The sequence below is a fragment of the Chromobacterium sp. Ag138 genome (assembly GCF_055181315.1).
In genome coordinates this window covers 74088-99754 of the sequence record NZ_JBUPWA010000001.1, presented here as the reverse complement: position 1 = coordinate 99754, position 25667 = coordinate 74088, and the positions used below count along the sequence as shown (strand labels likewise).

Sequence of the window (25667 nt, the reverse complement as noted above, 5' to 3'; positions counted from 1 at the left end):
GTTTTACTCCTTCCCGCCCTGCTCCAGCATGCGCCGGCAGACGGCGTAACAATCGTCGATATGGCTGTTGCCGACATAGCGCATCGCGGCGAAGCCGATTGCCGCATTGGCCGCCCAGCCCAGCACCGGCACCAGTTTCAGCGCCTGCTTGCCGGCCCAGCGGCCGGCGGCGCGCCTAGCCACCGCCGCCAGCAGCGTGCGGGTAACTTCCAGCCCCAACAGCGCGCCGCCGGCGCGGCGTATCAGCTGATACAGCATCTGCTTGCGCGCCGCGTCGTAGCCGGCGATCTGCTCCGGCGCCACGCCGAAGCGCTGATTGATGGCCGGGATCAGCTGCAGCAGGATGGCGACGTCGGCGGCGACATCGATGCCGGGCGCGGGCACGGCGGACGCGCCGGCGGACAGCGCCGCGCGGCCGTTGACCATCGCCCGGCACTGCTCGCGGATAGCGTCGAGCTCACGCAGGCTGGCGGGCAGCATCTCAGTGCGCCTCGCCCACCTGCGGGCCCGCCAGCGCGTCCTTGGGCATCGCCAATTGCTTCACCACGGCCTGGGCGGCGGCGAAGTCCGGCGCGGCGATCAGCCGCTGCCAATCCTCGGCGCGGCTCTTGCCCGCCATCCGCTCCAGGCGCTCGGCCAGCTTGGGCTGCGGCGGCGGAAGCAGCGCCGCCAGCATCGCGTCGGCCTCTTCCGGCTGATTGCAGACCAGCACCATGTCGCAGCCGGCCGCCAACGCCGCGTCGGCGCGCTGCACGTAGCTGCCGGCCCCGGCCGCGCCGGCCATGTCCAGCGCATCGGAGAAGATCACGCCGTCAAAGCCCAGCTTGCCGCGCAGGATGTCTGTCAGCCAGATCCGGGAGAAGCCGGCCGGCTGGCTGTCCACCGCGGGATACAGCACGTGCGCCGGCATCACCGCGCCCATGCCGGCGTCGGCCAGGCGAGCGAACGGCACCAGGTCGTCGCGCTCGATCTGGGCCAGGCTGCGCTCGTCCCGCGGCATCAGGTGGTGGCTGTCGCCTTCCACGTAGCCGTGGCCGGGGTAATGCTTGCCGCAGCTCATCATGCCGCCGCGCCCCAGGCCCTGCTGCAAGGCCTCGGCCAGCTCGGCCACCGCTTCCGGGTCGCGGTGGAAGGAGCGGTTGCCGATCACGGCGCAGCGCTCCCAATCCAGGTCCAACACCGGGGTGAAAGACAGATCGATGCCGCAGGCCGACAACTCGGCGGCCAGCACATAGCCCACCGTTTCGGCCAGCTTGCGCGCCTCGTCCTGATCCTGGTCCCAGGCCTCGCCCAGCACGTTCATCGGCGGCAGGCGGGTGAAGCCGTCCAGGAAGCGCTGCACGCGCCCGCCCTCGTGGTCGACGGCGATCAATAGATGCGGCGAGCGCAAGGCGCGGATCTCGGCGGTCAACGCGCGCAGTTGCTCGATGTTCTGGAAATTGCGGCGGAACAAAATAATGCCGCCCACCAGCGGATGGCACAGCCGGGCGCGTTCCTGCTCGGTCAGCGCGCAGCCGGCGATGTCCACCATTACCGGGCCGCGGGGAAGATTCAGTGTATTTTGGGCCATGGGTTCATCCTCGACCATTGCGGGGCGCGCATAGCCGCCCCGGTATTGCAAAGACAAGCGCGGAGCGCCTACCGTTCCCGCGCCTGTCGCGCGCGGGCGGCGGCCTTCGCTCTAAGATTCAAGCACGACGAAGGCCAGCGCGTGGCCGCGCTCGTCGCTGATGGACAGATGCATGCGCGCGACGCCGCGCGCGGCGACGAAGGCGGCCAATTCGTCGGACAGCGCCAACGAAGGCTTGCCGAGCGCGTCGTGGGCCACGCCTATCGCCGTCAGCAAGGCCGGCGCCACCACGCCGGTGCCCAGCGCCTTGGCGAAGGCCTCCTTGGCGGCGAAACGCTTGGCGAGAAAGCGCGCCGGCTCGGCGTGGGCGGCGAACTCGGCCTGCTCGGCCGCGGTCAGCAACCGTCGCCCCGCCTTGTCGCCCCAGCGCCGGCACCAGGCCTCCATCCGGGCGATTTCCACCAAGTCGGTGCCAATGCCGTAAATCATGCGCGCGCCTCGCTACCACGGCGCAGCCACAACCATCGCGCCGCCCACAGCGCCATGCACGGCAGCCAGACATAGACGAATTCGGTATACACCACTCGCCAGCCCTTGGGGCCAAACCAGCGTGTCAGGCCGATCGGAGCGCCTTCTATCGGTTTCCAGTCGCTGAGGTAGCGATGATCCGACCAGGGCATGAACAGCGCCGGACCGAAGCTGGCGTCGCAGATCATGTCCAGCGCGGCGTGCGAAGCCACCGCCAGAAACAGCAACCACGCCGCCGACGCGGCGCTCAGGCCCACCCGCAGCCAAAGCGGGCGGCACAGCCAGGCGAGCAAGCCGGCGCAAACCGCAGCGGCCGCCAGCGAATGCGAAAAACCGCGGTGCCCCCACGGACTGGCGTACGGAATGCCCAGCTTGAAGGTGGCCACGTCCAGATCCGGCAGCATCGCGGCCGCGCCGCACAGCGCCAGCCACGGCAGCATGCCGGGCGTGGAGACCGGCTTGCGGCTGGCCAGGGCAACCAAGGTAGCGCCAGCCAGCGCGTGGGTGACGACGGTGGGCATCAGCGGACGCGCGCGCTTTCCATCAGCGCCTTCATCTCGCGCACCGCCTGCGAGAAGCCGACGAACAGCGCATGGGCGACGATGGCGTGGCCGATGTTCAGCTCGGCGATCTGCGGGATGGCCGCGATGGGCTTCACATTATGGTAGTTGAGGCCGTGGCCGGCGTTGACCACCATGCCGAGGCTGGCGCCGAATTCGGCGGCGGCGCGGATGCGGACCAGCTCAGCCTCGCGCTCCCTGGCGTGCGACGCGTCGGCGTAGGCGCCGGTGTGCAGCTCGATCACGCGCGCGCCGGCGTCGTAGGCCTTCTGGATCTGTTCGCTGTCGGGGTCGATGAAGATGGACACGCGGATGCCGGCGTCGGCCAGCTTGCCGGTGTAATGCTTGACGTCGGCGTAGTGGCCGCGGACGTCCAGGCCGCCCTCGGTGGTGACTTCCTCGCGCTTCTCCGGCACCAGGCACACGTCTTCCGGAGCCACCTCCAGCGCGTGCGCCAGCATTTCCGGCGTCATCGCCATTTCCAGGTTCATCCGCGTCTTCAGCACCGGACGCATCGCTTTGACGTCGGCGTCCTGGATGTGGCGGCGGTCTTCGCGCAGATGCAGCGTGATCAGGTCCGCGCCGCTGGATTCAGCCACCAACGCGGCCTCCACCGGGCTCGGGTAGCGGGTGCCGCGCGCCTGGCGCAGCGTGGCGACGTGATCGATGTTTACGCCCAACAAAATCATTTCCATCCCCCTTGTCTATCCGCCATCAGTCCGAAAGGGACTGGATGGCCTGCAATAATTGGCGCGACGCCAGCGGCTCGTCGCCCAGCAGCGCGGACAACCATACCCGGCTGAGCTGGCGCGCGTGGCCGCGGATATCCGGCTGGCCATAGTCGTCGGCGTCTATCGCCAGCAAGGCCTCGCCCGGCAACCGGACCGCGCGGCCGACCGGCGCCAGTTCCGGATGCTCGTCCGGCTCCGGCATCGCCGCGTCGCGGCACAGGTAATGGCGATCGGCGGCGATGGCCTCGCCGCGGCTGTCGCGGCCGAGCGCCGGCGCGTAACCCAGCACCTGGGCCAGCTTGAGCTCGTATCGGCGCAAGGCCGTCGACAACGGCGCGCCGCCGGCCAGCTCCCGCACCGCCCGGTCATAAACGGCAAAAGCCCGCGGCTCGGGATCGTCCCGCGCCGTGAGCTTCATCATCAGTTCATTCAGGTAAAAGCCGCAGACCAGCGGCAAGCCGGTCAGCGCCCGCACCCCGCCATCCCAGTCGGCGGCATGCAGCGTGCGCAGCTCGCCCTTGCCGAACCACGACAGGGTCAGCGGCTGGAACGGCAGCAGCACGCCGCGCAAATCGGAGCGGGGCCGGCGCGCGCTGCGCGCCACCAGGCTGAAACGGCCATGGTCGCGGGTCAGCACCTCCAGCAGCAGGCTGGTCTCGCGATACGGCTGGGCATGCAGAATGTAACCCGGCTGCCTGTCTACCCTGCCCGGCTGGCTCATGCCGTCGCATCCCCGGTCTGGCGGCGGCTCACCTGGATGGAAACCGCTTCGTCCGCGCCGCGTCCCAGCCGCTGGCGGGCCAGCAGTTCCACCCGCGCTCGCCAGGCGGCGATGGCTTCCACGCTGTCCCAATACGTGATCCGGTCCTCCGTGGTCACGCCCAGGCAGCCCGGCTGGCTTTCCGCCAGCCTCAGCGCGCAGCGCGACAGCTCTGCCGCCGCGCCGTCGCCGGAAAGGTTCGCCGCCCAGCAAGCCTGCGCCGGCGGCCTGTCCAATACCGTCATCAGTTCAAACCGAACTCGCGCAGGAAACGGACGTCGTCGGCCCAGCCGGATTTCACTTTCACCCAGACCTGCAGGAATACCTTGCCGTCGAACAGCTTCTCCATGTCGAGGCGGGCCTCGGTGGAGATCTTCTTCAGCTTCTCGCCGGCCTTGCCGATCACGATGGGCTTCTGGTGTTCCTTGTCCACCAACACCGCGATATGGATGCGGCGCAGCGCGCCGTCCATCTCGAACATTTCCACTTCCACGTTCATTTCATACGGCAGCTCTTCGCCCAGATAGCGGAACAGCTTTTCGCGGACGATCTCGGCGGCCAGGAAGCGCTCGTTCTTGTCGGTGACCATGTCCTCCGGATACAGGGGCATGGATTCCGGCAGATGCGGGCGCACCTGGTCCAACAATTCCGCCAGGCGCTGGCCGTGCTTGGCGCTGACCACTTCGACGCCGGCGAATTCGAACTCGGCGGTCACTTCGTCGATGAAGGCTTGCAGGGTCAGCTTGTCCTTGGCCTTGTCCAGCTTGTTCACCACCAGGATCACCGGCGTTTTCTTCGGCAGCAGCGCCATCACTTCCTTATCGGCGGAAGTGAAACGCATCGCCTCCAGCAGGAACAGCACGCAATCGACGCTGCCCAGCGAGTCCTTGACGCTCTTGTTCAAGGCTTCGTTCAGCGCGCCCTTGTGATAGGTCTGGAAGCCCGGCGTGTCGACGAACACGAACTGCGCCGTCTCCTCGGTATGGATGCCGGTGACGCGATGGCGCGTGGTCTGCGATTTCTTCGAGGTGATGCTGATCTTCTGGCCGATCAGATGGTTCATCAACGTGGATTTGCCCACGTTGGGACGGCCGACGATGGCGACGAAGCCGCAGTGAAATTGGGGAGTATCGGTCATGATTTTTTCTTGCCTGCGGCGAGTTTCTGTTCCAGCAGGACCAACGCCGCTTCGGCGGCCTGCTGTTCGGCGGCGCGGCGGCTGCCGCCGTCGCCGGTGGAGATCAGGGCCAGCTCGCCCAGATCGCACTCCACCTTGAACCATTGTTCGTGGGCCTCGCCGCTCTGCGACAGGATGCGGTACTTGGGCAGCGCCAGCTTGCGCGCCTGCAGCGCTTCCTGCAAGCGGGTCTTGGCGTCCTTGGCCTGGCGCGTGGTGTCGATGTTGGCGACGCGCTGGCGGTACAGCCGGCGCACCACCTGCTCGGCGGCGGCGAAGTCGGCGTCGAAGCTGACGGCGGCGAAGGTGGCTTCCAGCGCGTCGGCCAGGATGGACGGACGGTTGAATCCGCCGCTCTTGAGCTCGCCCTCGCCCAGGTACAGGTAATCGCCCAGCGCCAGTTCCTGGGCGATTTCCGCCAGCGTGTTCTGGTTGACCAGATTGGCGCGCAGGCGGGACAGCTCGCCCTCGGTCAGCTGCGGAAACTGGTCATACAGCATGCGGGCCACGGTGTAGTTGAGGATGCTGTCGCCGACGAATTCAAAGCGCTCGTTGTTCGTGCTGCTGAAGCTGCGGTGCGTCAGCGCCTGGCGCAGCAGTTCCGGTTTCTGGAATGCATAATCCAGCGCCTGGATCAGGCGCCGGAATCGATTGTCTATCTGGGTCACGGTATGGTTATTGCGCAGGCGGTTGACCCGCCTGGGTATCGAAATGGAAAAGCAGGCTGACATTGCCGAACAGCGGCACTTCGCGCTGGTACTTCGCGCGCAGATAATTGCTGCCGGCTCCGGCCACCACCGCCAGATTCTCTCCCTTGACGGAAACGATGCCGGCGACATTGGCCTTGCCGTCGAACTCCTGCCGCAGCGTCTGCTCGCCGACATTGGTCTCGGCGGACAGGGCCGTCAGCGCGTTCTTGACATCGCCGTACTCGGTGTAGACCGGCACGATCTTGAACACCAGCATCAATCCGGCGCCGACGAAGGCCAGGACCAACAAAATCGCAATTACCGACAAGCCTTGCTGCTTCTTCATGCGTTTCTCCAGGTCATGGCCGCTCGTGGCCTGATTGTTTTTACTGAATCCGGGTGCCGATGCGCGACAGCTGGGTGAAGTTCATCCAGATCATGAAGGCCTTGCCCACCATCAGCTTGTCGTCGACGAAACCCCAATAGCGGCCGTCGGAGCTGTTGTCGCGGTTGTCGCCCATCATGAAGTAATTGCCCTGCGGCACCTTGCAGACGAAACCGTCGTCATCGTAGCGGCAATTGTCGCGGTAGGGGAAGTCCTGCACCTGGCTCAGCGCCACCACCGGCGCTTCGACGTTGTTCAATACATGGTAGGACTTGCCGCCCTGATTTTCCCGGAAACGCTGGGCGGTGATCTGGGCCAGGCCTTGCTCGATGTAGTCGTAAGTGCCGTCGGCGACATCGGTCACCGGCTTGCCGTTGACGGTCAGGCGCTTGTTGCGGTACTCGACGGTGTCGCCCGGCAAGCCGATCACGCGCTTGATGTAATTCACCTTGGGGTTGGGCGGATAGTTGAACACCACCACATCGCCGTGATTGACCTGATTGACCGGCACCAGCACGTTGTTCAGCACCGGCACGCGGATGCCGTAGGTGAACTTGTTGACCAGGATGAAATCGCCGACCACCAGGCCGGGCCGCATCGAGCTGGACGGAATCTGGAACGGCTCCACCAGGAAGGAGCGCAGCACGAACACCACCAGGATCACCGGGAAAAAGCCGCGCGAATAATCGACGAAATGGCCGGGCTGCGCGCCGCTAGCGGCGCGCTTCCTGGCCAGCATCCACTTGTCCAGCGCCCATACCGCGCCGGTGATCACGACGAACACCAGCATCACCGCGGTGAAGCTCATGTAGTCGGACAGCAGGCCGAAGCCGCCGATCACCAGAGCCAGATAGCCCCACTGCACCGATTGCGGCCAATCCTTGGCGCCTTCCTGCTTCTTGCCGCCCAGCAAAATCAGCAACACGCCGACCACGACCGCGGCCGAGAACACCCAGAACAAGTTTGCGCCCACTTATTTGTCCCCTACTTGAAGAATCGCCAGGAAAGCCTCTTGCGGGATTTCCACGTTGCCGACCTGCTTCATCCGCTTCTTGCCGGCCTTTTGTTTTTCCAGCAGCTTTTTCTTGCGGGTGATGTCGCCGCCGTAGCACTTGGCCAGCACGTTCTTGCGCAAGGCCTTCACCGTTTCGCGCGCGATGATGTGGCCGCCGATGGCCGCCTGCACCGCGATGTCGAACATCTGGCGCGGAATCAGCTCGCGCATCTTGGACACCAGCTCGCGGCCGCGGTACACGCTGGAGGCGCGGTGGACGATCAAGCTCAGCGCGTCGACCTTTTCGCCGTTGACCAGCACGTCCAGCTTGACCAGATCGGCGCTCTGGAACTCCTTGAACTCGTAGTCCAGCGAAGCGTAGCCGCGGCTGGTGGACTTCAGCTTGTCGAAGAAGTCCATCACCACTTCGTTCATCGGCAGATCGTAGGTGAGCATCACCTGGCGGCCCATGTACTGCATATTGCGCTGCACGCCGCGCTTCTGGTTGCACAGCGTCATCACCGCGCCCACATAGTCCTGCGGCACCAGGATGGTGGAGGTGATGATGGGTTCGCGCAGGTCTTCGTACTTGCCGGAATCCGGCATGCGCGACGGGTTGGACACCACTTCCACCGTGCCGTCCTTCATCACCACTTCGTAGTTCACCGTGGGCGCGGTGGTGATCAGGTCCATGTCGAACTCGCGCTCCAGCCGCTCCTGAACGATCTCCAGGTGCAGAAGGCCGAGGAAGCCGCAGCGGAAGCCGAAGCCCAGCGCCTGCGACACTTCCGGCTCGTACTTCAGCGAAGCGTCGTTCAGCTGCAGCTTTTCCAGCGCGTCGCGCAGCGCTTCGTAATCGTGGCTTTCCACCGGGTACAGGCCGGCGAATACCTGCGACTGCACGTCCTTGAAGCCCGGCAGCGCCTCGGCGGCCGGCTTGGACACCAGGGTGATGGTGTCGCCCACCTTGGCCGATTTCAATTCCTTGATGCCGGCGATGACGAAACCCACCTCGCCCGCGTTCAGGCTTGGACGTTGAACCGACTTGGGGGTGAACACGCCCACCTGTTCGCACAGGTGCTCGGCGCCGGTGGCCATGAACTTGATTTTGTCCTTGGGCTTCAGCGAGCCGTCGATCACCCGCACCAGCATCACCACGCCGACGTAGTTGTCGAACCAGGAGTCGACGATCAGCGCCTTCAGCGGGCCGTCCGGGTCGCCCTTCGGCGCCGGGATCTTGCTCACCACCTCTTCCAGGATGTCTTCGATGCCGATGCCGGACTTGGCCGAAGCACGCACCGCTTCGACGGCCTCGATGCCGATGATGTCCTCGATCTCCTGCGAGATGCGCTCGGGATCGGCGGCCGGCAGGTCGATCTTGTTCAGCACCGGCACCACTTCCACGCCCAGCTCAATGGCGGTGTAGCAGTTGGCGACGGTCTGGGCTTCCACGCCCTGCGACGCGTCCACCACCAGCAGCGCGCCCTCGCAGGCGGACAACGAGCGCGACACTTCGTAGCTGAAGTCCACGTGTCCCGGGGTGTCGATCAGGTTGAGGTTGTACACTTGGCCATCGCGGGCCTTGTAGGTCAAGGCGGCGGTCTGCGCCTTGATGGTGATGCCGCGCTCCTTCTCGATGTCCATGGAGTCAAGCACCTGGGCGCTCATCTCGCGCAACTCCAAACCACCGCAGAACTGAATGAAGCGGTCGGCCAGGGTCGATTTACCGTGGTCGATATGGGCAATGATCGAAAAATTTCGGATGTTCTTCATCGGTTTCCAGCAAAAGATAAGGGCACGCTAGCGTGCCCGGGGCTGCTGACGGATGGCCCTTCCGGCGATCCTGCGGGTCCGGCGGCGGCCGGAAGCCGATCAGCAAGCGGGGGCGCGACCCGCGCGCCCCCGGTTTTACTCACACTGGCGCGGATTTTAGCCGATTTCGCCCAAGTGTGCAGCCAATCTCGCGCCATCCAGATGCCAATGGCAGATTTCGGTCTCGCCATCCATCAGCACCGGCACCAGCTCGTTGAAGCGGGCCTCCAGCGCCGGATCGGCGTCGACGTCCACCACCTCGAGCTCGAAACCGTGGCGCTCGCGCCAGGGAGCGAGCTCGGCCAGCATCTGATGACACAGGCTGCAGTATTCGCGGAAATAAAGCGTCAGCTTCACTTGGCCTCATCCACGGTCAGCGGCACGAACATCGTCACGCCCTGGCGCATCACCTGCAAGGCGACCGCGCTGCCCTTCTTGGCCTGGTTCAGCGCGGCCTTCAACTGGGCGAAGCTCTTCAGCGGATCGCTGCCGATGCCGACGATGATGTCGCCCTGCTGGATGCCGGCCCGCATCGCCGCGCCGTTGGCGCCGCGGACCAGCAGGCCGTAGTCGATGCCGGCGCGCTGCAACTGGACCGGATTCAGCTCCTGCAGGCGCAGGCCGATCTGGGCCAGGCTCTGCTCGCTCTCCGCGCCCGGCTTGCGGTACTCGCGCTTGGCGACGCGGGCATCCTCCTCCACCAGTTCGTCCGGCACCACGCGAATGCTGGCCTGCGCGCGGCTGCGCCAGACATCCAGCGAAATGGCCTTGCCCGGCGGCATGTCGCTGATCAGGCGCTGCATGTCGCCGCCGTTCTCTATCGCCTGGCCGTTGATGCGCAGCACGATGTCGCCTGCCTTCAAGCCCGCCTTCTGCGCCGGCCCCTTGGGATCGAGCGCGTTGATCAGCACGCCGCTGGGCTTGGCCAGGCCGAAGGACGCCGCCAGCTCCTTGCTCAGTTCCTGCACCACCACGCCGATGCGGCTGCGGGTCACCTTGCCCTTGGCCTTCAGCTGATCGGCCACGTTCATCGCGGTATCGATGGGAATGGCGAAGGAGATGCCCATGAAGCCCCCGGAACGGCTGTAGATCTGCGAATTGACGCCGATCACCTCGCCGCTCAGGTTGAACAGCGGGCCGCCGGAATTGCCGGGATTCACCGCCGCGTCGGTCTGGATGAACTGCACGGCGCTCTCGTCCGGCAGCATGCGGTTCTTGCCGGAAACGATGCCGGAGGTGGCGGTGTTTTCAAAACCGAACGGCGAGCCGATGGCCAGCACCCACTGCCCGACCTTCAGGCTCTTCGGATCACCCATCCGCACCACCGGCAGGTTCTGGGCGTCGATCTTGAGCAAGGCCACGTCGGAGCGGGCGTCGGAACCGATCACCCGCGCCTGGAATTCTCGCTTGTCGTTCAGCTTGACCGTGATCTTGTCCGCGCGGGCCACCACGTGGGCATTGGTCAGCACGTAGCCATCCTTAGAGATGATGAAGCCCGAACCCAGCGAACTCTCCTGATGCTCGCGCTGCTGCGGCGGCGCGAAGCGGCGGAAGAATTCGAAGAACGGATCCCCCTCCATGCCCTCCGGCAGACCGGAAACCGTCTCCTTGACCGTGGAAGTGGTGCTGATATTGACCACCGCCTTGCCTTCGGCCTCGACGATCTGGGCGAAGTCCGGCAGCTCCGCCGCCATGGCGACAGGAACCGCCGCGGCCAGAATAGATGCCGACAGCATTGCGAAAACAATCAGTTTTTTGACCGACATGTGCGCTCCATCTTTGGAATGTTGTGGACTGAATAGGCCGGCGGACGCCGGCCGTGCAACCATCGGATCGGGAAGCGGCGCCTTGCCGCGCCCCTCACGCTCCCTTGCGACGCGCCTTGCGGACGCATCACGCAAAACTGGCCACCTCCGCATGTTTCGAATGGGAAATGGCCAGTCACGCTTTCATCGGCAGGAAAGCCTGCCCGGCACGGGCTCAATCCCCCTTGCCGTTGACATGCAAGCCCTTGAGCAAGGCCATCATCGCGGTTTGCGGCATATCGCCCACCGCGGTCAGCTGCATGTCGTTCTGGTAGCTGGTGGCCATGTTGATCGCCCCGTGCAGGTTGCCCACCTTTTCCAGACGCGCGTGCTCGGGAGGAGGCGGCTCGACAAACACCGACAGCATCACCAGGCCGTCGCTCAGCACCATGTGCCGGACCGGCTTGCCGCCCTGTCCGGGCAGCACGCGCTGGACCGAACGCAGCACCCGGAAACCCTGCGGCAATCCGGTCAGCTCGCCCTGCGGCGCCGCCGCTTCCTCGCTGCCCGCCGACGCGCTGGAACGCAGCTGGAACCGCTGCGACAGCTTGGAGACGTACGCCCGCTTATCCTTGGCCCCGCCCAGCTCCACATCGGTGAAGGTGAACTGCTCGACCGCATCGCCGCGCGGCGACAAGGTCATCACTTTCAAGGGGAGATAGGTGGTGGGCTCTATGCACATCCGCATCGTGTAGCGCTGCGCATCCCGAGGCTGCAGATCCAGCCACTGGCAGTCCCGCTTGGCCACGCGATCATAGCCGGTGCGCTTGAGGACGTAGGAACGGGTGATATCGTCCAGATCATCGGGCAGCAAGGCGGGGAACAACCGCATCGCGCTGATCTTGCACGCCATCAAGGCGCGCTTGTCCGGCGCGAAGCAGGTCAGCCCCCGCCCCTTGCGAACCACCTCCCGCGTCGGACCGTCCAGCGAGGTGCGCTTTTCGCGCACATTGTCGCCTTGTCCCTGGCGGACGATGCGGAAGGTTTCCAGCGTGCCATTCATCTGATGCAGATAGGTGCCATCCAGCGGCTGCTGCCTGCCGGCGTTGCCGACATTGCGCAGCAGCTGCATGTCATCCTCCGCATGGGCCGCGCACGCGGCCCCGAGCATCAAAACACCAATCAGAGGAACGACACGCATCAGTGGCGAGCTCCGTTTCCGTAGGACACGCGCATCACACTCTGGTCAGCGGTCACCTCCTGGTGCGCCAGCACATAGGGATCGTCCTGATCCATCGCCGCAGCGGGCTTGGCGATCTGCACCGGCACGCCGCGATCGGCGATCGCCGACGGCGGAGCGTTGCGGTGGGACAGCTGCTGCCACCCCACGACGGCGGCGAAGCTGACGCTCGCGGCCAGCGCCACCGCGCTCGCGGTGCGCGCCTTGCGCGGACGCGTCCAGCGTCGCGGCGCCAGGACCGTCGGCTCTTCCGCCAGGCGAGCCGCCACCTTGGCTCTCACATTCAGCGAGGACAGGCGGTTGGCGCGCATCGCGTCGCCGATCAGATGATACCCTTCCCAGGCATCATCCAGATCCTTGTCTCCGGCGATGGCGGCGATTGCCTTATCGGCATCGGGCCCGTCCAGTTCACCGTCCATCAGTGCGGATATCGTTTCTTTCATACTTACCACCTTCTGTTCTTGGCCGTATCCAGCAGAGGCCTGAGCTCAGCAGCAATCGCCTCGCGTGCGCGGAAAATCCGCGAACGCACGGTACCTATCGGACAATCCATCACCCTGGCGATCTCGTCGTAGGACAGCCCTTCCATCTCCCTAAGCGAGATGGCAGTGCGCAACTCCTCCGGCAAGGCCTCCACGGCGGCATTGACCGTAGCCAGAATCTCCTTGTTCATCAGCTCGGTTTCGGGCGTGTTCATGTCGGGAATTTGCGACGCCATGTCGAAACTCTCGCCATCCTCGTCCTCTATCTCGCTGTTCACCACCGGGCGACGCCCGTTGGCGCTGAGGAAATTCTTGGCCGTATTGATGCCGATCCTGTACAGCCATGTGTAAAACGCGCTCTCACCCCGAAACGATGGCAAAGCACGATACGCTTTGATAAACGCTTCCTGCGTCACATCCTCGATGTCAGAACCGTCGCGTATGAAACGCGACAACAACCTGGCGAGACGTCGCTGATACTTTGCAACAAGCAGATCGAAAGCTCTTTTTTCACCTCGCTGGGCACGTTCCACCAACTGTTGATCGATGTCCCGATCACTCATAGTCGTTGTTATGCTCCCTGGTTTGCCCACTGTTCTATGTGGTCGTTACGTGGACTGTGATCTAGACCACGGTTTAAAGCCCGAGTTCCCACTGGCGAGGACGTTGCGAAACATATCACTCCCGGCGCAAAACTTGAACATCCGATTATCAACTATTGCCAGCATTTTCTAGAGCCTTTACACTCCAACCAAGCACTTGCTTGAATGACAGGCAATTAATTCAATCCACCGTCAGGAGCATTTCATGAGCACTCCCGGGCAGCGTTTCCGCCAGGCCGTGGCCGCCGAAAAACCATTGCAAGTGGTGGGGGCGATCAACGCCTACGCTGCACGTTTGGCCGAACACTCAGGTTTCAAGGCCCTCTACCTGTCCGGCGGCGGCGTCGCCGCCTCGTCCTGCGGCATCCCCGACCTCGGCATCACCACGCTGGAAGACGTGCTGATCGACGCCCGCCGCATCACCGACGTGACCGACCTGCCGCTGCTGGTGGACATCGACACCGGCTGGGGCGGCGCTTTCAACATCGCCCGCGCCGTGCGCAGCCTGGAGAAGGCCGGCGTCGCCGCCGTCCACATCGAGGACCAGGTGCAGCAGAAACGCTGCGGCCACCGCCCGAACAAGGCCATCGTCCCGCTGGATGAAATGATCGACCGCGTCAAGGCTGCCGCCGACGCCCGCCGCGACGACAGCTTCGTGATCATGGCGCGCACCGACGCGCTGGCGGTGGAAGGCCTGGACGCCGCCATCGAACGCGCCGTCGCCTGCGTCGAAGCCGGCGCCGACATGATCTTCCCGGAAGCAATGACCGACCTAGCCATGTACAAGCGTTTCGCCGACGCGGTGAAGGTGCCGGTGCTGGCCAACATCACCGAGTTCGGCGCCACCCCGCTCTACACCGCCGAGGAGCTTGCCGCCAACGGCGTCGCCATGGCGCTGTATCCGCTCTCCGCCTTCCGCGCCATGAGCCAGGCCGCGCTGGAAGTGTACGGCGCCATCCGCCGCGACGGCAGCCAGCAGGCGGTAGTCGACAAGATGCAGACCCGGATGGAACTGTACGACCACCTGGGCTACCACGACTACGAAAAGAAACTGGACCAGCTGTTCGCCGCCGGCAAGCAATAACAATTCAAGGGCTGCGGCATCGCCCCCAAGTCTGACAAAGGAGAAATTGCATGACTGAAGTGGTTCTGACCGGCAAACCGAAGAAATCCGTCGCACTGTCCGGCGTCGCCGCCGGCAACACCGCGCTGTGCACCGTCGGCCGCAGCGGCAACGACCTGCACTACCGCGGCTACGACATCCTGGATCTGGCCGACAAGGCGGAGTTCGAAGAAGTAGCCTACCTGCTGGTGCACGGCAAGCTGCCGAACCAGGCGGAACTGGCCGGCTACAAGAAAAAGCTGAAATCGCTGCGCGGCCTGCCGGCTTCGGTGAAGGCGGTGCTGGAAGCGCTGCCGGCCAGCGCCCATCCGATGGACGTGATGCGCAGCGGCGCATCGGCGCTGGGCTGCGCGCTGCCGGAGAAGGACGACCACAACCTGGCCGGCGCGCGCGACATCGCCGACCGCCTGATGGCCTCGTTCGGCTCCATCCTGCTGTACTGGTACCACTACAGCCACAACGGCAAGCGCATCGACGTCGAAACCGACGACGACAGCATCGGCGGCCACTTCCTGCACCTGCTGCACGGCGTCAAGCCGTCGGCCGAATGGGTGCGCGCGATGCACACCTCGCTGAACCTGTACGCCGAGCACGAATTCAACGCTTCCACCTTCGCCGCCCGCGTCATCGCCGGCACCGGCTCCGACATGCACAGCGCCATCACCGGCGCCATCGGCGCGCTGCGCGGCCCGAAGCACGGCGGCGCCAACGAAGTGGCGTTCGAGATTCAGCAGCGCTACGAAAACCCGGACGAGGCCGAAGCCGACATCCGCGCCCGCGTGGAGCGCAAGGAAGTGGTGATCGGCTTCGGCCACCCGGTGTACACCCTCTCCGACCCGCGCAACAAGGTGATCAAGGAGGTGGCGCGCGAACTGTCCAAGAGCAACAGGGACATGAAGATGTTCGACATCGCCGAGCGCCTGGAAACGGTGATGTGGGACGTCAAGAGAATGTTCCCCAACCTCGACTGGTTCTCCGCCGTCAGCTACCACGCGATGGGCGTGCCGACCGCGATGTTCACGCCGCTGTTCGTGATCTCGCGCACCAGCGGCTGGAGCGCACACGTGATCGAGCAACGCCAGGACGGCAAGATCATCCGCCCGTCGGCCAACTACATCGGCCCGGAAGACCAGGCCTACATCCCGCTGGAAAAACGCTGAGGCAAGCAGCAAGCGACGCGGCCGCCCGGCCGCGTCGGCCATACTGGAGCAGTAAATGAAGCAAATGTTGTTCTGGCAGCGCCTGGACTGCCCGGGACTGGAGCAGGCGGAAATCGAAACCGGCGCCGGCCTCTCATTGTCCGCCAGCGGCAGCCTGCTGCATGCCGACAGCGGCGCCAGCCTGCGTTACCGGATGCAGCTGGACCACAACGGCAGGCTCAGCCATGCCCACATCGATGTTTCCGCGCCCGAACCCAGGCAACTGACGCTGCAGCACACAGAAAGCGGCCGCTGGCTGATCAACGGCCAGGCGCAGCCGACCTGGGATGGCTGCCAGGAGCTGGACCTGCAGTCCTGCGGCCTGACCAACGCCTTCCCCATCCGCCGCTTGAAACTGGGCATCGGCGACAGCGTCGAGCTGTCTATGCTGTTCGTGCGCCTGCCGTCATTGACGCCGGCCATCTGCCCGCAGCGCTACACTCGCCTGCCGGACCACGACGGCATGCCCTGCTACCGCTACGAATCCCCCGGCTTCGCCGCCGACATCCTCGTCGACGAGCAAGGCTTCACCCTGCATTACAGCGACTTTCTGCAACGGCTGCCCGACAGCGGCCGCGACTGAGCGAAAGACAGACATGAACCGCCAATACCGCACCGCCCTGCCCGGCACCGGGCTGGATTACTTCGACGCCCGCGCCGCCGTCAACGCCATCCAGGCCGGCGCCTGGGACAAGCTGTCCTACACCGCCCGCATCCACGCCGAAAACCTGGTCCGCCGCTGCGAGCCGGCCGTTTTGACCGAGTGCCTGGAACAAATCGTCCACCGCAAGCGCGAGCGCGACTTCCCCTGGTTCCCGGCGCGCGTGGTGTGCCACGACATCCTGGGCCAGACCGCGCTGGTGGATCTGGCCGGCCTGCGCGACGCCATCGCCGACCAGGGCGGCGACCCGGCCCAGGTCAACCCGGTGGTGCCGGTGCAATTGATCGTGGACCATTCGCTGGCGGTGGAGTGCGGCGGCTTCGACCCGCAGGCTTTCGAGAAGAACCGCGCCATCGAAGACCGGCGCAACGAGGACCGCTTCCATTTCATCGAATGGACCAAGACCGCCTTCGACAACGTCGACGTAATCCCCGCCGGCAACGGCATCATGCACCAGATCAATCTGGAGCGGATGAGCCCGGTGATCCACGCCGACAACGGCGTCGCCTACCCCGACACCTGCGTCGGCACCGACAGCCACACGCCGCACGTGGACGCGCTGGGCGTGATCGCCGTCGGCGTCGGCGGCCTGGAGGCCGAGAACGTGATGCTGGGCCGCGCCTCCTGGATGCGGCTGCCGGATATCGTCGGCGTGGAGCTGAGCGGCAAACCCGGCTCCGGCATCACCGCCACCGACGTGGTGCTGGCGCTGACCGAATTCCTGCGCCAGCAAAAGGTCGTCGGCGCTTATCTCGAGTTTTATGGCGAAGGCGCCGCGGCGCTGACGCTGGGCGACCGCGCCACCATCTCGAACATGGCGCCCGAGTACGGCGCCACCGCCGCGCTGTTCTTCATCGACGCGCAGACCATCGCTTACTTGAAACTGACCGGCCGCAGCGACGAGCAGGTCAAGCTGGTGGAAACCTACGCCAAGACCGCCGGCCTGTGGGCGGACAGCCTGAAGACCGCCGAGTACGAGCGGGTGTTGAAATTCGACCTGGCCACCGTCACCCGCAACCTGGCCGGCCCGTCCAACCCGCACAAGCGGCTGCCGGTGTCCCTGCTTGCCGAGCGCGGCATCGCCGCCAACCTCGCGGAAGCCCGCGCCCAGGAAGCGCAAGGCCTGATGCCGGACGGCGCGGTCATCATCGCCGCCATCACCAGCTGCACCAACACCAGCAATCCGCGCAACGTGATCGCCGCCGGCCTGCTGGCGCGCAACGCCAACCGGCTGGGCCTGGTCCGCAAACCATGGGTGAAGTCTTCGCTGGCGCCGGGGTCGAAAGCAGTGGAGCTGTATTTGAAGGAAGCCGGCCTGCTGTCCGAGCTGGAACAGCTGGGCTTCGGCATCGTCGCCTTCGCCTGCACCACCTGCAACGGCATGTCCGGCGCGCTGGATCCGAAAATCCAGCAGGAGATCATAGACCGCGACCTGTACGCGACCGCGGTGCTGTCCGGCAACCGCAACTTCGACGGCCGCATCCACCCCTACGCCAAGCAGGCCTTCCTGGCCTCGCCGCCGCTGGTGATCGCCTACGCCATCGCCGGCACCATGCGCTTCGATATCGAAAAGGACGTGCTGGGCGTGGCCGGCGGCAAGGAAATCCGCCTGCAGGACATCTGGCCGTCCGACGAGGAGATCGACGCGGTGCTGAAACAGGCGGTGAAGCCCGAGCATTTCCGCCGCGTGTACGAGCCGATGTTCGCCATCCGCCAGAGCAGCGGCGAGAAAGTCAGCCCGCTGTACGCCTGGCGGCCGCAGTCCACCTACATCCGCCGCCCGCCGTACTGGGAGGGCGCGCTGGCCGGCGAGCGCACGCTCAAGGGCATGCGCCCGCTGGCGCTGTTGCCGGACAACATCACCACCGACCACCTGTCGCCATCCAACGCCATCCTGCTGGACTCCGCCGCCGGCGAGTACCTGGCCAAAATGGGCCTGCCGGAGGAGGACTTCAACTCCTACGCCACCCATCGCGGCGACCACCTGACCGCTCAGCGCGCCACCTTCGCCAATCCCAAGCTGTTCAACGAGATGGTGCTGAACGGCGACGGGTCGGTCCGCCAGGGCTCGCTGGCCCGCGTGGAGCCGGACGGCAAGGTGATGCGGATGTGGGAGGCCATTGAAACCTATATGGACCGCAAGCAGCCGCTGATCATCGTCGCCGGCGCCGACTACGGCCAGGGCAGCTCGCGCGACTGGGCGGCCAAGGGCGTGCGTCTGGCCGGCGTCGAAGCCATCGTCGCCGAAGGCTTCGAGCGCATCCACCGCACCAACCTGATCGGCATGGGCGTGCTGCCGCTGGAATTCAAGCCCGGCGTCAACCGCAAGACCCTGCAACTGGACGGTACCGAAACCTACGACGTGATCGGCACACGCGAGCCGCGCGCCGAGTTGACCCTGGTCATCCACCGCCGCGGCGGCGAAACCGTCCAGGCGCCGGTGACCTGTAGGCTGGACACCGCCGAGGAAGTGTCGATCTACGAGGCCGGCGGCGTATTGCAGCGCTTCGCGCAGGACTTCCTGGCGGCGGCGCAGGCCTGATCAACCATTGCAGCCGGCCATCGCCGGCTGTTCAACACAGAAACAGGATGGACAGCATGGCTCACCCGGCCCAGATCCGAATCCCCGCCGCCTATATGCGCGGCGGCACCAGCAAAGGCGTGTTCTTCCGGCTGCAGGACCTGCCGGAAGCCGCCCGCCAGCCCGGCCCCGCGCGCGACGCGCTGCTGCTGCGCGTGATCGGCAGCCCGGACCCGTATGGCAAGCAGATAGACGGCATGGGCGGCGCCACCTCCAGCACCAGCAAGACCGTCATCGTGTCCAAGTCCGCGCGTCCGGACCATGATGTGGACTACCTGTTCGGCCAGGTCGCCATCGACAAGGCCTTCGTCGACTGGACCGGCAACTGCGGCAACCTGTCCGCCGCCGTCGGCCCGTTCGCCATCGCAGGCGGCCTAGTCGACCCGGCGCGCGTGCCGGACAACGGCGTCTGCGCCGTGCGCATCTGGCAGGCCAATATCGGCAAGACCATCATCGCCCACGTGCCCATCACCCATGGCCAACCGCAGGAAACCGGCGATTTCGAGCTGGACGGGGTCACCTTCCCCGCCGCCGAAGTGCAGCTGGAATTCCTGGATCCGGCCGACGAAGGCGACGGCGACGGCGGCGCGATGTTTCCCACCGGCAAGCTGGTGGACACGCTGGAGGTGCCCGGCGTAGGCGCCTTCCCGGCCACGCTGATCAACGCCGGCATCCCCACCATCTTCGTCAACGCCGCCGACATCGGCTACATCGGCACGGAATTACAGGATGACATCAATTCCGACCTGGCGGCGCTGGCCCGCTTCGAAACCATCCGCGCCCACGGCGCGCTGAAGATGGGGCTGATCAAGGGCCTGGACGAGATCGCCGCCCGCCAGCACACGCCCAAGATCGCCTTCGTCGCGCCGCCGGCCGACTACATCGCCTCCAGCGGCAAACCGGTGAAGGCATCCGACATCGACGTTCTGGCCCGGGCGATGTCGATGGGCAAGCTTCACCACGCGATGATGGGCACCGCGGCGGTAGCCATCGGCACCGCCGCGGCCATTCCCGGCACGCTGGTCAACCTGGCCGCCGGCGGCGGCAAGCGCCAGGCAGTGCGCTTCGGCCATCCGTCCGGCACGCTGCGGGTAGGCGCGCAGGCCCGCGAGGAGCGCGGCGAATGGATCGTCACCAAGGCGATCATGAGCCGCAGCGCCCGCGTGCTGATGGAAGGCTGGGTGCGGATGCCGGGAGACGCGCTCTAGAAGAAACCGTCGGCCGCCGGCGGGAAAAATGGCGGGGATGCGCGCAGCATCCCCGTTTTCACATCCGGATGGCGATATTGCCGGCAGTTTCTTGCAGGATTTCGTGGGATAATGACAATCAGCCGGCGCGACAACGACGAGCATCCCAAAATCATCGCCATCCGCGCAGGCCCGGTCGAACACCAAACGGAACCCGCAGCCATGAGCACCCCCGCCCCGATACTGACTTCCTCCACCGATTGGCACTGGAGCCCCACGCCCTATCCCGGCGTGGACTTCACCTGGCTGCGCCGCAATCCGGACGGAGGCGGCTCGGCCTTGCTGAAGCTGGCCAAGGGCGCGAAGCTGCCGCTGCACCAGCACCCGGGCACGGAACAGGTTTTCGTCACCGCCGGCCGGCTCAAAGTGGGCGAGCATGTGCTGAACAAGGGCGACCACCTGTTCATCGACGCCCACGTTCCGCATGCGGTGGAAGCCTTGCAATCCGCCGTTTATCTGACGCTGTCGGAAAGCGATGGCGTGGAGCTGCTGGAGCCGGACCAGGCAGGCTGATCCGGCCGGAAAGGCGGACTAGAAGGGCTGGATCGCCACCTTCAGCACGCCGTCGCGCTGATGCGAGAACAGGTCGTAAGCCTCGACGATCTGGTCCAGCTTGTAGCGATGCGTGACCAGCGGCGACAGGTCCAGCCGGTCGCTCTCCAGCACATTCATCAGCCGCCGCATCCGCTCCTTGCCGCCCGGGCACAGCGAGGACACGATCTTTTTGTCGCCCAGGCCGGCATTGAACGCGTCCAGCGGAATCCTCAGATCGCTCGAATACACGCCCAGGCTGGACAACGTGCCGCCCGGCTTCAATATCCGCAGCGCGGATTCGAACGTGCCCTGGGTGCCCAGCGCCTCGATGGCCGAATCGACGCCGCGTCCGCCGGTCAACTTCAGGATTTCCGAGACCACGTCCACCTGGCGGAAATTCAGCGTCACATCGGCGCCCAGCCGCCGCGAAATCGCCAGCCGGTCGTCTATCCCGTCCACCGCGATGATGCACGACGCGCCGCGCAAGCGCGCGCCGGCCACCGCGCACAAGCCTATCGGCCCCTGGGCGAACACCGCCACCACGTCGCCGATCTTGATGTTGGCCGCCTCGGCGCCGGAAAAGCCGGTGGACATGATGTCGGGACACATCAGCACCTGCTCGTCGCTGAGCCCGTCCGGAATCGGCGCCAGATTGGCCTGGGCATCCGGCACCAGCACGTACTCGGCCTGGGTGCCGTCTATGGTGTTGCCGAAGCGCCAGCCACCCATCGGCTTGTAGCCGTGGCATTCGCAGCCGCCGTCCTGCGACGGATAACCGTCCTGGCAGCCATAGGAAGTGAAGCTGGGACAGATCGCGCCGGCGATCACCCGCTGGCCCTCGCGATAGCCCTTGACCCCAGCGCCCAGCTTCTCGATCACCCCCACCGGCTCATGGCCTATGGTCAGGCCGGACGCCACCGGATACTCGCCCTTGAGGATGTGCACATCGGTGCCGCAGATGGTGGTGGTGGTGATCCGCACCAGCGCGTCGCCCGGCCCCACCGCCGGGATCGGTTTCTCCCGCAGCTCGATCTTGCCGGGCGCGACGAATACCGCTGCCTTCATGCTGTTCATGGCTTGCCTCCTGTCATGGCGGAGCCCGCCCGGCCATGGCCCGCGGCCGGCTCCAGGATGGAAACGAAACGTATCCTTCACTAGGCCGCAATACCGCGCCGCGGACAACTGCCCTATCGGTCCAAAACATGGACGCATGATCTGGATCAAACGCCGTGTGGCCTTGCGGACATGCCTGCGCGCCGCCGCAGGTGGCGGAAAACAATGCCTGTTGATGTAACTACTGGTTTACACTTAACCGTTCCACTTAAAATATCTCCATATAAAACAAATACGAGAGACATCGATGAATCAAGCGATGCTGTACGCGCTCGCCGCGATCGCCATGTGGGCGTCCGTCGCCACCCTCAGCGCCCTCACCCATGCCCTGCCGCCTTTCTTCGTCGCCGGCGTCGGCCTGATGCTGGGCAGCCTGCTGACCGTGCGCCGCATGGCCGACTGGAAAGTGCCGCCCAAGAACTTCGCCAACGGGGTATACGGCATTTTCGGCTTCTACTTTTTCCTGTTCAACGCCTATCGGCTAGCGCCGGTGATGGACGCCACCGTGCTCAGCTACGTCTGGCCGCTGTTGATGGTGCTGCTGTCCCCGCTGCTGGTGCCCGGCACCCGGCTGGGCGCCAACCATATCCTGGGCAGCCTGATAGGCTTCGCCGGCGCGGCGCTGATCGTCACCGGCGGCAAGCTGTCGCTGTCGATGTCCGCGCTGCCCGGCTATCTGATGGCTCTGGGCGCGGCCGTGGTGTGGGCCACCTACAGCCTGTTCACCCGCCGCCTGCCGGCCACGTCGGACAATGCGGTCGGCGGTTACTGCTTCGCCTCCGGCCTGCTGGCGCTGGGTCTGCATTTCGCCACCGAACCCGCCGCCCATCCCTCGGCCATCCAATGGCTGATGATCGCCGTGCTGGGCCTGCTGCCGATGGGCGCGGCCTTCCTGTGCTGGAATCGCGCGATGCAGCTGGGCGATCCGCGCCAGACCGGCGCGCTGGGCAACGCCACCCCGCTGCTGTCCACGCTGATGCTGGTCGCCTCCGGCCAGGCCGCGCTCGACGGCTCCGCCGCGCTGGCCATCGCCATGATCGTCGGCGGCGCCGCGCTGGGCACCCTTCCCGCGGAGCGGCTGCTGCCGGGCTGGCTGCGCGCCTGAACTACGGTACCGGCGGACGCGGCGCGCCCGCCGGTCGGGCTATAATCGCAAACCTTCTCCACACAAGGAATTCTGCGATGAAGCCCTGCCTCCTGGCCCTGCTGGCGTTGTTCGCCAGCCATGCCGCGCTGGCCGAAGACGATCCCTGCCAGAGCGCCAACAACACGCTGGAAATCAACGACTGCAAGCAAAAGCAATTCGACGCCCGCGACAAGGCGCTCAACGGGCGCTACCGCGAGCTGCTGAAGAAGCTGCGCGCCGACGAAGCCCAGAGCGGCGCCAAAGACAAGCCGTCCGCGCTGCTGATCCAGGCCCAGCGCAAGTGGATCGCCTTCCGCGACGCCGACTGCAACACCAAGTACCAGATCTACATCGACGGCAGCATCCGCAACGCCGTCTTCCTCGACTGCAAGATCGAGCGCACCGAACAGCGCCTCAAGGAACTGGACCCCAAGTTCTGGTGATCCGCCCGGGTTTCCCCGCCCAGAGCCGAGGAGTATCATCCCGGCCTGTCTTCACGCAAAAATAAAAAGGGGCTGACATGGCAAAACACTGGGGCAAGGTGCTGACCGCGATGGTGACGCCGTTCGACGGCGACGGCCGGCTGAACCTCGACATGGCCTGCGCGCTGTCGCGCCATCTGGCGGATAACGGCAGCGACGGCCTGGTGCTGGCCGCCACCACCGGCGAAGCGCCGACGCTCTCCGACGCCGAGCGCTTCGACCTGATCCGCGCGGTCAGCGAGGCGGTGACCATTCCGGTGCTGGCAGGCACCGGCAGCAACGACACCCGCCACGCGCTGGACATGACGGCCAAGGCCGAAGCCGCCGGCGCCGCCGGCGCATTCCTGGTGTCGCCGTATTACAACCGTCCGCCCCAGGCCGGCATCGAGGCGCACTTCCGCGCGCTGGCCGCCGCCACCCGGCTGCCGGTGATGCTGTACGACGTGCCCGGCCGCACCGGCCGCCGCATCGCCCACGACGTGCTGTTGCGGCTGTTCCGCGAGGTGGACAATATCGTCGCCTTCAAGGACGCCACCGGCGACCCCGCCGCCGCCGCGCGCCTGGTGGCCGAGGCCGGCGGCCATTTCGAGCTGTATTCCGGCGACGATGCGCTGACCCTGCCCCTGCTGGCCGTCGGCGCGGTCGGCGTGGTGGGCACCTCCACGCACTGGACCGGCCCGGAGTTCGCCGCGATGATCGCCGCCGTCGAGCAGGGAAACCTCGCCCGCGCCCGCGAGATCAACGCCGCGCTGCTGCCCTCCTACGCCTACTCGAATACCGACGACGCGGTGTACTCGATGTCGGTGAAGGCGATGCTGCGCAGCCAGGGCCTGGCCGTCGGCGAATGCCGGCTGCCGCTGCCAGCCGCGCCGGCAGGCGTGGAGGCGCGGGCCGCCGAGACATGGCGCGGGCTGCAAGCCTGGCGCGCCGCCCAGCGCTGAGAACCCGTTCAGCCTCCGGCAATGAAAAAGGAGACCCGAGGGTCTCCTTTTTTTCGTGACTGGCGCGCCTCGCGGCGGGAATCAGTCGCGGAAGTTGTTGAACTGCAGCGGCGCGCCGTTTTCCAGATCGGACGCGATCTCGGCCTTCAGCAGCGCGATGGCTTCCTGCAGCACGTCGCGCTTGGCGCCGGACACCCGCACCGCCTCGCCCTGGATGCTGGCTTGCACCTTCATCTTGGAATCCTTCAGCAGCTTGACGATCTTCTTCGCCAGGTCGCTATCCAGGCCTTCCTTGATCTTCAGCACCTTCTTCACCTTGTTGCCGGACACTTTCTCCAGCTTGCCGTAGTCCAGGCTGCGCACGTCGACGCTGCGCTTGGACAGCTTGTTCACCAGGATGTCGTTGACCTGGTCCAGCTGGAATTCGGTATCGGCGAACAGCGTCACTTCCTTGTCGTTGAATTCGATGCGGGCGTCGCTGCCCTTGAAATCGTAACGGGTGGACACTTCCTTGTTGGCCTGGTCCAGCGCGTTGCGCACTTCCACCTTGTTTACTTCGGAAACGACATCAAAAGACGGCATAAAACAATCCTCGCTAATAACCTGCCGCATTCTAGTAGCGGCGTTGCCGCTTGTCACCCGTCATGCCATTGCCAAGGCCCTCCGGAAATGGTTTTATCGACGACAGTCAAACCAATCCCGAAAATCCGCCATGCTCGTCACCCTGCCGCAACTGGCCGCCTTCCTCGCCGCCGCCATGCTGATCACCGTCACCCCCGGCCCCGACAACCTGATGGTGCTGAGCCAAGGCATTTCCCGCGGCCGCCGCCAGGGCATGGCCTTCGGCCTGGGCTGCGCGCTGGGCTGCCTGAACCACACCTTGCTGGCGGCGCTGGGCGTCAGCGCGCTGATCGCCGCCTCGCCGCTCGCCTTCTCCGCCCTCAAGATCGCCGGCGGCGCCTATCTGGTCTACCTGGGCTGGGGCGCCATCCGCAGCTCCGGCGCCAGCTTCGACGCCCATGCCCAGGCCGGCGGCCCGCAGGGCTCGCTGGGCGCCACCTTCCGCCGCGGCCTGATCGCCAACGCGATCAACCCCAAGGTGGTGCTGTTCTTCCTCGCCTTCCTGCCGCAATTCGTCAACCCGGCGCAGGGGCCGGTCGGCCTGCAGACCGCCATCCTCGGCGCGCTGTTCACGCTGCAGGGCGCGCTGATCTTCGGCGCGCTCGGCTATTTCTCCGGCCACGTCGGCCAATGGCTGGCCAAGAGCCGCAAAGCCAGCCAATGGCTGGACCGCATAGCCGGCGCCGTTTTCATCGCGCTGGGCCTGCGCCTGATCCTGGCGCGCTGAGCGCGCAAAAAAGGCGGCCCCGCAAGGCCGCCTTTTC

29 protein-coding genes are annotated in these 25667 nt (G+C 65.6%); 10 read left to right on the top strand and 19 right to left on the bottom strand.

Features of this window, described 5'->3' with window-relative positions:
- Positions 1–3 precede the first annotated feature (3 nt).
- From ACY3GB_RS00470 to rpoE, 17 genes are all read right to left on the bottom strand, one after another.
- A complete protein-coding gene (locus tag ACY3GB_RS00470) occupies positions 4–480 on the bottom strand; it encodes a hypothetical protein (protein ID WP_463086959.1) in 477 nt (158 codons plus the stop codon).
- A gap of 1 nt (position 481) precedes the next feature.
- Positions 482–1570, bottom strand: coding sequence for a beta-N-acetylhexosaminidase (gene nagZ, locus ACY3GB_RS00465; RefSeq protein WP_463086958.1), 1089 nt, complete (start codon positions 1568–1570; stop codon positions 482–484).
- A gap of 111 nt (positions 1571–1681) precedes the next feature.
- Positions 1682–2059: a holo-ACP synthase gene (gene acpS / locus ACY3GB_RS00460; protein WP_463086957.1), complete on the bottom strand. Its 378-nt coding sequence runs from the start codon at positions 2057–2059 to the stop codon at positions 1682–1684.
- Positions 2056–2619: a metal-dependent hydrolase gene (locus ACY3GB_RS00455; protein ID WP_463086956.1), complete on the bottom strand. Its 564-nt coding sequence runs from the start codon at positions 2617–2619 to the stop codon at positions 2056–2058. The genes acpS and ACY3GB_RS00455 overlap by 4 nt, the downstream gene beginning before the upstream one ends.
- Positions 2619–3347, bottom strand: coding sequence for a pyridoxine 5'-phosphate synthase (gene pdxJ, locus ACY3GB_RS00450; RefSeq protein WP_463090904.1), 729 nt, complete (start codon positions 3345–3347; stop codon positions 2619–2621). Before pdxJ ends, ACY3GB_RS00455 begins: the two co-directional genes overlap by 1 nt.
- Before the next feature lie 25 nt (positions 3348–3372).
- Complete coding sequence (recO, locus tag ACY3GB_RS00445) at positions 3373–4110, bottom strand: DNA repair protein RecO (protein WP_463086955.1); 738 nt, start codon at positions 4108–4110, stop codon at positions 3373–3375.
- Positions 4107–4394 carry an antibiotic biosynthesis monooxygenase family protein gene (locus ACY3GB_RS00440; protein ID WP_463086954.1) on the bottom strand — a complete coding sequence of 96 codons (288 nt, stop codon included), beginning with the start codon at positions 4392–4394 and terminating at the stop codon, positions 4107–4109. The genes recO and ACY3GB_RS00440 overlap by 4 nt, the downstream gene beginning before the upstream one ends.
- Positions 4394–5287, bottom strand: coding sequence for a GTPase Era (gene era / locus ACY3GB_RS00435; protein WP_463086953.1), 894 nt, complete (start codon positions 5285–5287; stop codon positions 4394–4396). Before era ends, ACY3GB_RS00440 begins: the two co-directional genes overlap by 1 nt.
- The gene (gene rnc / locus ACY3GB_RS00430) at positions 5284–5994 is read right to left on the bottom strand and encodes a ribonuclease III (protein WP_463086952.1); all 711 of its coding nucleotides are present in this window, start codon (positions 5992–5994) and stop codon (positions 5284–5286) included. The genes era and rnc overlap by 4 nt, the downstream gene beginning before the upstream one ends.
- Positions 5995–6001: 7 nt before the next feature.
- Entirely contained in the window at positions 6002–6361 is a 360-nt protein-coding gene (locus ACY3GB_RS00425; protein WP_463086951.1) for a DUF4845 domain-containing protein, read from the bottom strand.
- Positions 6362–6401: 40 nt separating this feature from the next.
- A complete protein-coding gene (lepB, locus tag ACY3GB_RS00420; protein WP_463086950.1) occupies positions 6402–7373 on the bottom strand; it encodes a signal peptidase I in 972 nt (323 codons plus the stop codon).
- Positions 7374–9167 carry a translation elongation factor 4 gene (gene lepA, locus ACY3GB_RS00415; protein ID WP_463086949.1) on the bottom strand — a complete coding sequence of 598 codons (1794 nt, stop codon included), beginning with the start codon at positions 9165–9167 and terminating at the stop codon, positions 7374–7376.
- A 156-nt stretch (positions 9168–9323) separates the two neighbouring features.
- Positions 9324–9563 (bottom strand): glutaredoxin family protein, encoded by a 240-nt coding sequence (locus tag ACY3GB_RS00410; protein ID WP_463086948.1) that lies wholly within the window; start codon positions 9561–9563, stop codon positions 9324–9326.
- Positions 9560–10972: a DegQ family serine endoprotease gene (locus tag ACY3GB_RS00405; protein WP_463086947.1), complete on the bottom strand. Its 1413-nt coding sequence runs from the start codon at positions 10970–10972 to the stop codon at positions 9560–9562. Before ACY3GB_RS00405 ends, ACY3GB_RS00410 begins: the two co-directional genes overlap by 4 nt.
- 214 nt (positions 10973–11186) lie before the next feature.
- Entirely contained in the window at positions 11187–12083 is an 897-nt protein-coding gene (locus ACY3GB_RS00400; RefSeq protein ID WP_463086946.1) for a MucB/RseB C-terminal domain-containing protein, read from the bottom strand.
- 68 nt (positions 12084–12151) lie between these two features.
- Positions 12152–12634 carry a sigma-E factor negative regulatory protein gene (locus ACY3GB_RS00395; RefSeq protein WP_021478035.1) on the bottom strand — a complete coding sequence of 161 codons (483 nt, stop codon included), beginning with the start codon at positions 12632–12634 and terminating at the stop codon, positions 12152–12154.
- Between the two features lie 2 nt (positions 12635–12636).
- Positions 12637–13236 (bottom strand): RNA polymerase sigma factor RpoE, encoded by a 600-nt coding sequence (gene rpoE / locus ACY3GB_RS00390; RefSeq protein WP_021478036.1) that lies wholly within the window; start codon positions 13234–13236, stop codon positions 12637–12639.
- 244 nt (positions 13237–13480) lie between these two features.
- Between rpoE and prpB the strand changes: the two genes are divergently transcribed.
- From prpB to ACY3GB_RS00360, 6 genes are all read left to right on the top strand, one after another.
- A complete protein-coding gene (gene prpB / locus ACY3GB_RS00385) occupies positions 13481–14359 on the top strand; it encodes a methylisocitrate lyase (protein WP_463086945.1) in 879 nt (292 codons plus the stop codon).
- A gap of 50 nt (positions 14360–14409) precedes the next feature.
- Positions 14410–15558 (top strand): bifunctional 2-methylcitrate synthase/citrate synthase, encoded by a 1149-nt coding sequence (prpC, locus tag ACY3GB_RS00380; protein WP_463086944.1) that lies wholly within the window; start codon positions 14410–14412, stop codon positions 15556–15558.
- A gap of 55 nt (positions 15559–15613) precedes the next feature.
- Positions 15614–16180: a putative glycolipid-binding domain-containing protein gene (locus tag ACY3GB_RS00375; protein WP_463086943.1), complete on the top strand. Its 567-nt coding sequence runs from the start codon at positions 15614–15616 to the stop codon at positions 16178–16180.
- Between the two features lie 13 nt (positions 16181–16193).
- The gene (acnD, locus tag ACY3GB_RS00370; RefSeq protein ID WP_463086942.1) at positions 16194–18800 is read left to right on the top strand and encodes a Fe/S-dependent 2-methylisocitrate dehydratase AcnD; all 2607 of its coding nucleotides are present in this window, start codon (positions 16194–16196) and stop codon (positions 18798–18800) included.
- Between the two features lie 56 nt (positions 18801–18856).
- A complete protein-coding gene (gene prpF, locus ACY3GB_RS00365) occupies positions 18857–20047 on the top strand; it encodes a 2-methylaconitate cis-trans isomerase PrpF (protein ID WP_463086941.1) in 1191 nt (396 codons plus the stop codon).
- Between the two features lie 201 nt (positions 20048–20248).
- Positions 20249–20599, top strand: coding sequence for a cupin domain-containing protein (locus ACY3GB_RS00360; protein WP_463086940.1), 351 nt, complete (start codon positions 20249–20251; stop codon positions 20597–20599).
- 18 nt (positions 20600–20617) lie between these two features.
- Here ACY3GB_RS00360 and ACY3GB_RS00355 read toward each other — a convergent pair whose 3' ends face one another.
- Complete coding sequence (locus tag ACY3GB_RS00355) at positions 20618–21694, bottom strand: NAD(P)-dependent alcohol dehydrogenase (RefSeq protein ID WP_463086939.1); 1077 nt, start codon at positions 21692–21694, stop codon at positions 20618–20620.
- A 286-nt stretch (positions 21695–21980) separates the two neighbouring features.
- On the opposite strand from ACY3GB_RS00355, the gene ACY3GB_RS00350 reads away from it, so the two are divergent.
- The 3 genes from ACY3GB_RS00350 (at position 21981) to dapA (ending at position 24282) form a co-directional block, all read left to right on the top strand.
- Complete coding sequence (locus ACY3GB_RS00350) at positions 21981–22838, top strand: DMT family transporter (protein WP_463086938.1); 858 nt, start codon at positions 21981–21983, stop codon at positions 22836–22838.
- 77 nt (positions 22839–22915) lie between these two features.
- Entirely contained in the window at positions 22916–23302 is a 387-nt protein-coding gene (locus ACY3GB_RS00345; protein ID WP_463086937.1) for a lysozyme inhibitor LprI family protein, read from the top strand.
- Positions 23303–23379: 77 nt separating this feature from the next.
- Positions 23380–24282 carry a 4-hydroxy-tetrahydrodipicolinate synthase gene (gene dapA, locus ACY3GB_RS00340; protein WP_463086936.1) on the top strand — a complete coding sequence of 301 codons (903 nt, stop codon included), beginning with the start codon at positions 23380–23382 and terminating at the stop codon, positions 24280–24282.
- An 81-nt stretch (positions 24283–24363) separates the two neighbouring features.
- Here dapA and ACY3GB_RS00335 read toward each other — a convergent pair whose 3' ends face one another.
- On the bottom strand, positions 24364–24864 hold the full coding sequence (locus tag ACY3GB_RS00335) for a YajQ family cyclic di-GMP-binding protein (RefSeq protein ID WP_011135595.1): 501 nt from the start codon (positions 24862–24864) through the stop codon (positions 24364–24366).
- A gap of 130 nt (positions 24865–24994) precedes the next feature.
- On the opposite strand from ACY3GB_RS00335, the gene ACY3GB_RS00330 reads away from it, so the two are divergent.
- The gene (locus tag ACY3GB_RS00330) at positions 24995–25630 is read left to right on the top strand and encodes a LysE family translocator (RefSeq protein WP_463086935.1); all 636 of its coding nucleotides are present in this window, start codon (positions 24995–24997) and stop codon (positions 25628–25630) included.
- Positions 25631–25667 lie beyond the last annotated feature (37 nt).

Excerpts from the sequence above, each read along its gene's own strand:
- pdxJ (WP_463090904.1), bottom strand. The coding sequence starts at position 3,347 with ATGATTTTGTTGGGCGTAAACATCGATCACGTCGCCACGCTGCGCCAG.
- ACY3GB_RS00360 (WP_463086940.1), top strand. The coding sequence starts at position 20,249 with ATGAGCACCCCCGCCCCGATACTGACTTCCTCCACCGATTGGCACTGG.
- nagZ (WP_463086958.1), bottom strand. The coding sequence starts at position 1,570 with ATGGCCCAAAATACACTGAATCTTCCCCGCGGCCCGGTAATGGTGGAC.
- era (WP_463086953.1), bottom strand. The coding sequence starts at position 5,287 with ATGACCGATACTCCCCAATTTCACTGCGGCTTCGTCGCCATCGTCGGC.
- ACY3GB_RS00335 (WP_011135595.1), bottom strand. The coding sequence starts at position 24,864 with ATGCCGTCTTTTGATGTCGTTTCCGAAGTAAACAAGGTGGAAGTGCGC.
- rpoE (WP_021478036.1), bottom strand. The coding sequence starts at position 13,236 with ATGAGTGATCGGGACATCGATCAACAGTTGGTGGAACGTGCCCAGCGA.
- ACY3GB_RS00375 (WP_463086943.1), top strand. The coding sequence starts at position 15,614 with ATGAAGCAAATGTTGTTCTGGCAGCGCCTGGACTGCCCGGGACTGGAG.
- acnD (WP_463086942.1), top strand. The coding sequence starts at position 16,194 with ATGAACCGCCAATACCGCACCGCCCTGCCCGGCACCGGGCTGGATTAC.
- ACY3GB_RS00405 (WP_463086947.1), bottom strand. The coding sequence starts at position 10,972 with ATGTCGGTCAAAAAACTGATTGTTTTCGCAATGCTGTCGGCATCTATT.
- prpB (WP_463086945.1), top strand. The coding sequence starts at position 13,481 with ATGAGCACTCCCGGGCAGCGTTTCCGCCAGGCCGTGGCCGCCGAAAAA.
- prpF (WP_463086941.1), top strand. The coding sequence starts at position 18,857 with ATGGCTCACCCGGCCCAGATCCGAATCCCCGCCGCCTATATGCGCGGC.
- ACY3GB_RS00330 (WP_463086935.1), top strand. The coding sequence starts at position 24,995 with ATGCTCGTCACCCTGCCGCAACTGGCCGCCTTCCTCGCCGCCGCCATG.
- ACY3GB_RS00355 (WP_463086939.1), bottom strand. The coding sequence starts at position 21,694 with ATGAACAGCATGAAGGCAGCGGTATTCGTCGCGCCCGGCAAGATCGAG.
- dapA (WP_463086936.1), top strand. The coding sequence starts at position 23,380 with ATGGCAAAACACTGGGGCAAGGTGCTGACCGCGATGGTGACGCCGTTC.
- ACY3GB_RS00440 (WP_463086954.1), bottom strand. The coding sequence starts at position 4,394 with ATGACGGTATTGGACAGGCCGCCGGCGCAGGCTTGCTGGGCGGCGAAC.
- recO (WP_463086955.1), bottom strand. The coding sequence starts at position 4,110 with ATGAGCCAGCCGGGCAGGGTAGACAGGCAGCCGGGTTACATTCTGCAT.
- ACY3GB_RS00470 (WP_463086959.1), bottom strand. The coding sequence starts at position 480 with ATGCTGCCCGCCAGCCTGCGTGAGCTCGACGCTATCCGCGAGCAGTGC.
- ACY3GB_RS00455 (WP_463086956.1), bottom strand. The coding sequence starts at position 2,619 with ATGCCCACCGTCGTCACCCACGCGCTGGCTGGCGCTACCTTGGTTGCC.
- ACY3GB_RS00425 (WP_463086951.1), bottom strand. The coding sequence starts at position 6,361 with ATGAAGAAGCAGCAAGGCTTGTCGGTAATTGCGATTTTGTTGGTCCTG.
- prpC (WP_463086944.1), top strand. The coding sequence starts at position 14,410 with ATGACTGAAGTGGTTCTGACCGGCAAACCGAAGAAATCCGTCGCACTG.
- ACY3GB_RS00400 (WP_463086946.1), bottom strand. The coding sequence starts at position 12,083 with ATGCAGCTGCTGCGCAATGTCGGCAACGCCGGCAGGCAGCAGCCGCTG.
- ACY3GB_RS00350 (WP_463086938.1), top strand. The coding sequence starts at position 21,981 with ATGAATCAAGCGATGCTGTACGCGCTCGCCGCGATCGCCATGTGGGCG.
- ACY3GB_RS00345 (WP_463086937.1), top strand. The coding sequence starts at position 22,916 with ATGAAGCCCTGCCTCCTGGCCCTGCTGGCGTTGTTCGCCAGCCATGCC.
- lepA (WP_463086949.1), bottom strand. The coding sequence starts at position 9,167 with ATGAAGAACATCCGAAATTTTTCGATCATTGCCCATATCGACCACGGT.
- acpS (WP_463086957.1), bottom strand. The coding sequence starts at position 2,059 with ATGATTTACGGCATTGGCACCGACTTGGTGGAAATCGCCCGGATGGAG.
- ACY3GB_RS00395 (WP_021478035.1), bottom strand. The coding sequence starts at position 12,634 with ATGAAAGAAACGATATCCGCACTGATGGACGGTGAACTGGACGGGCCC.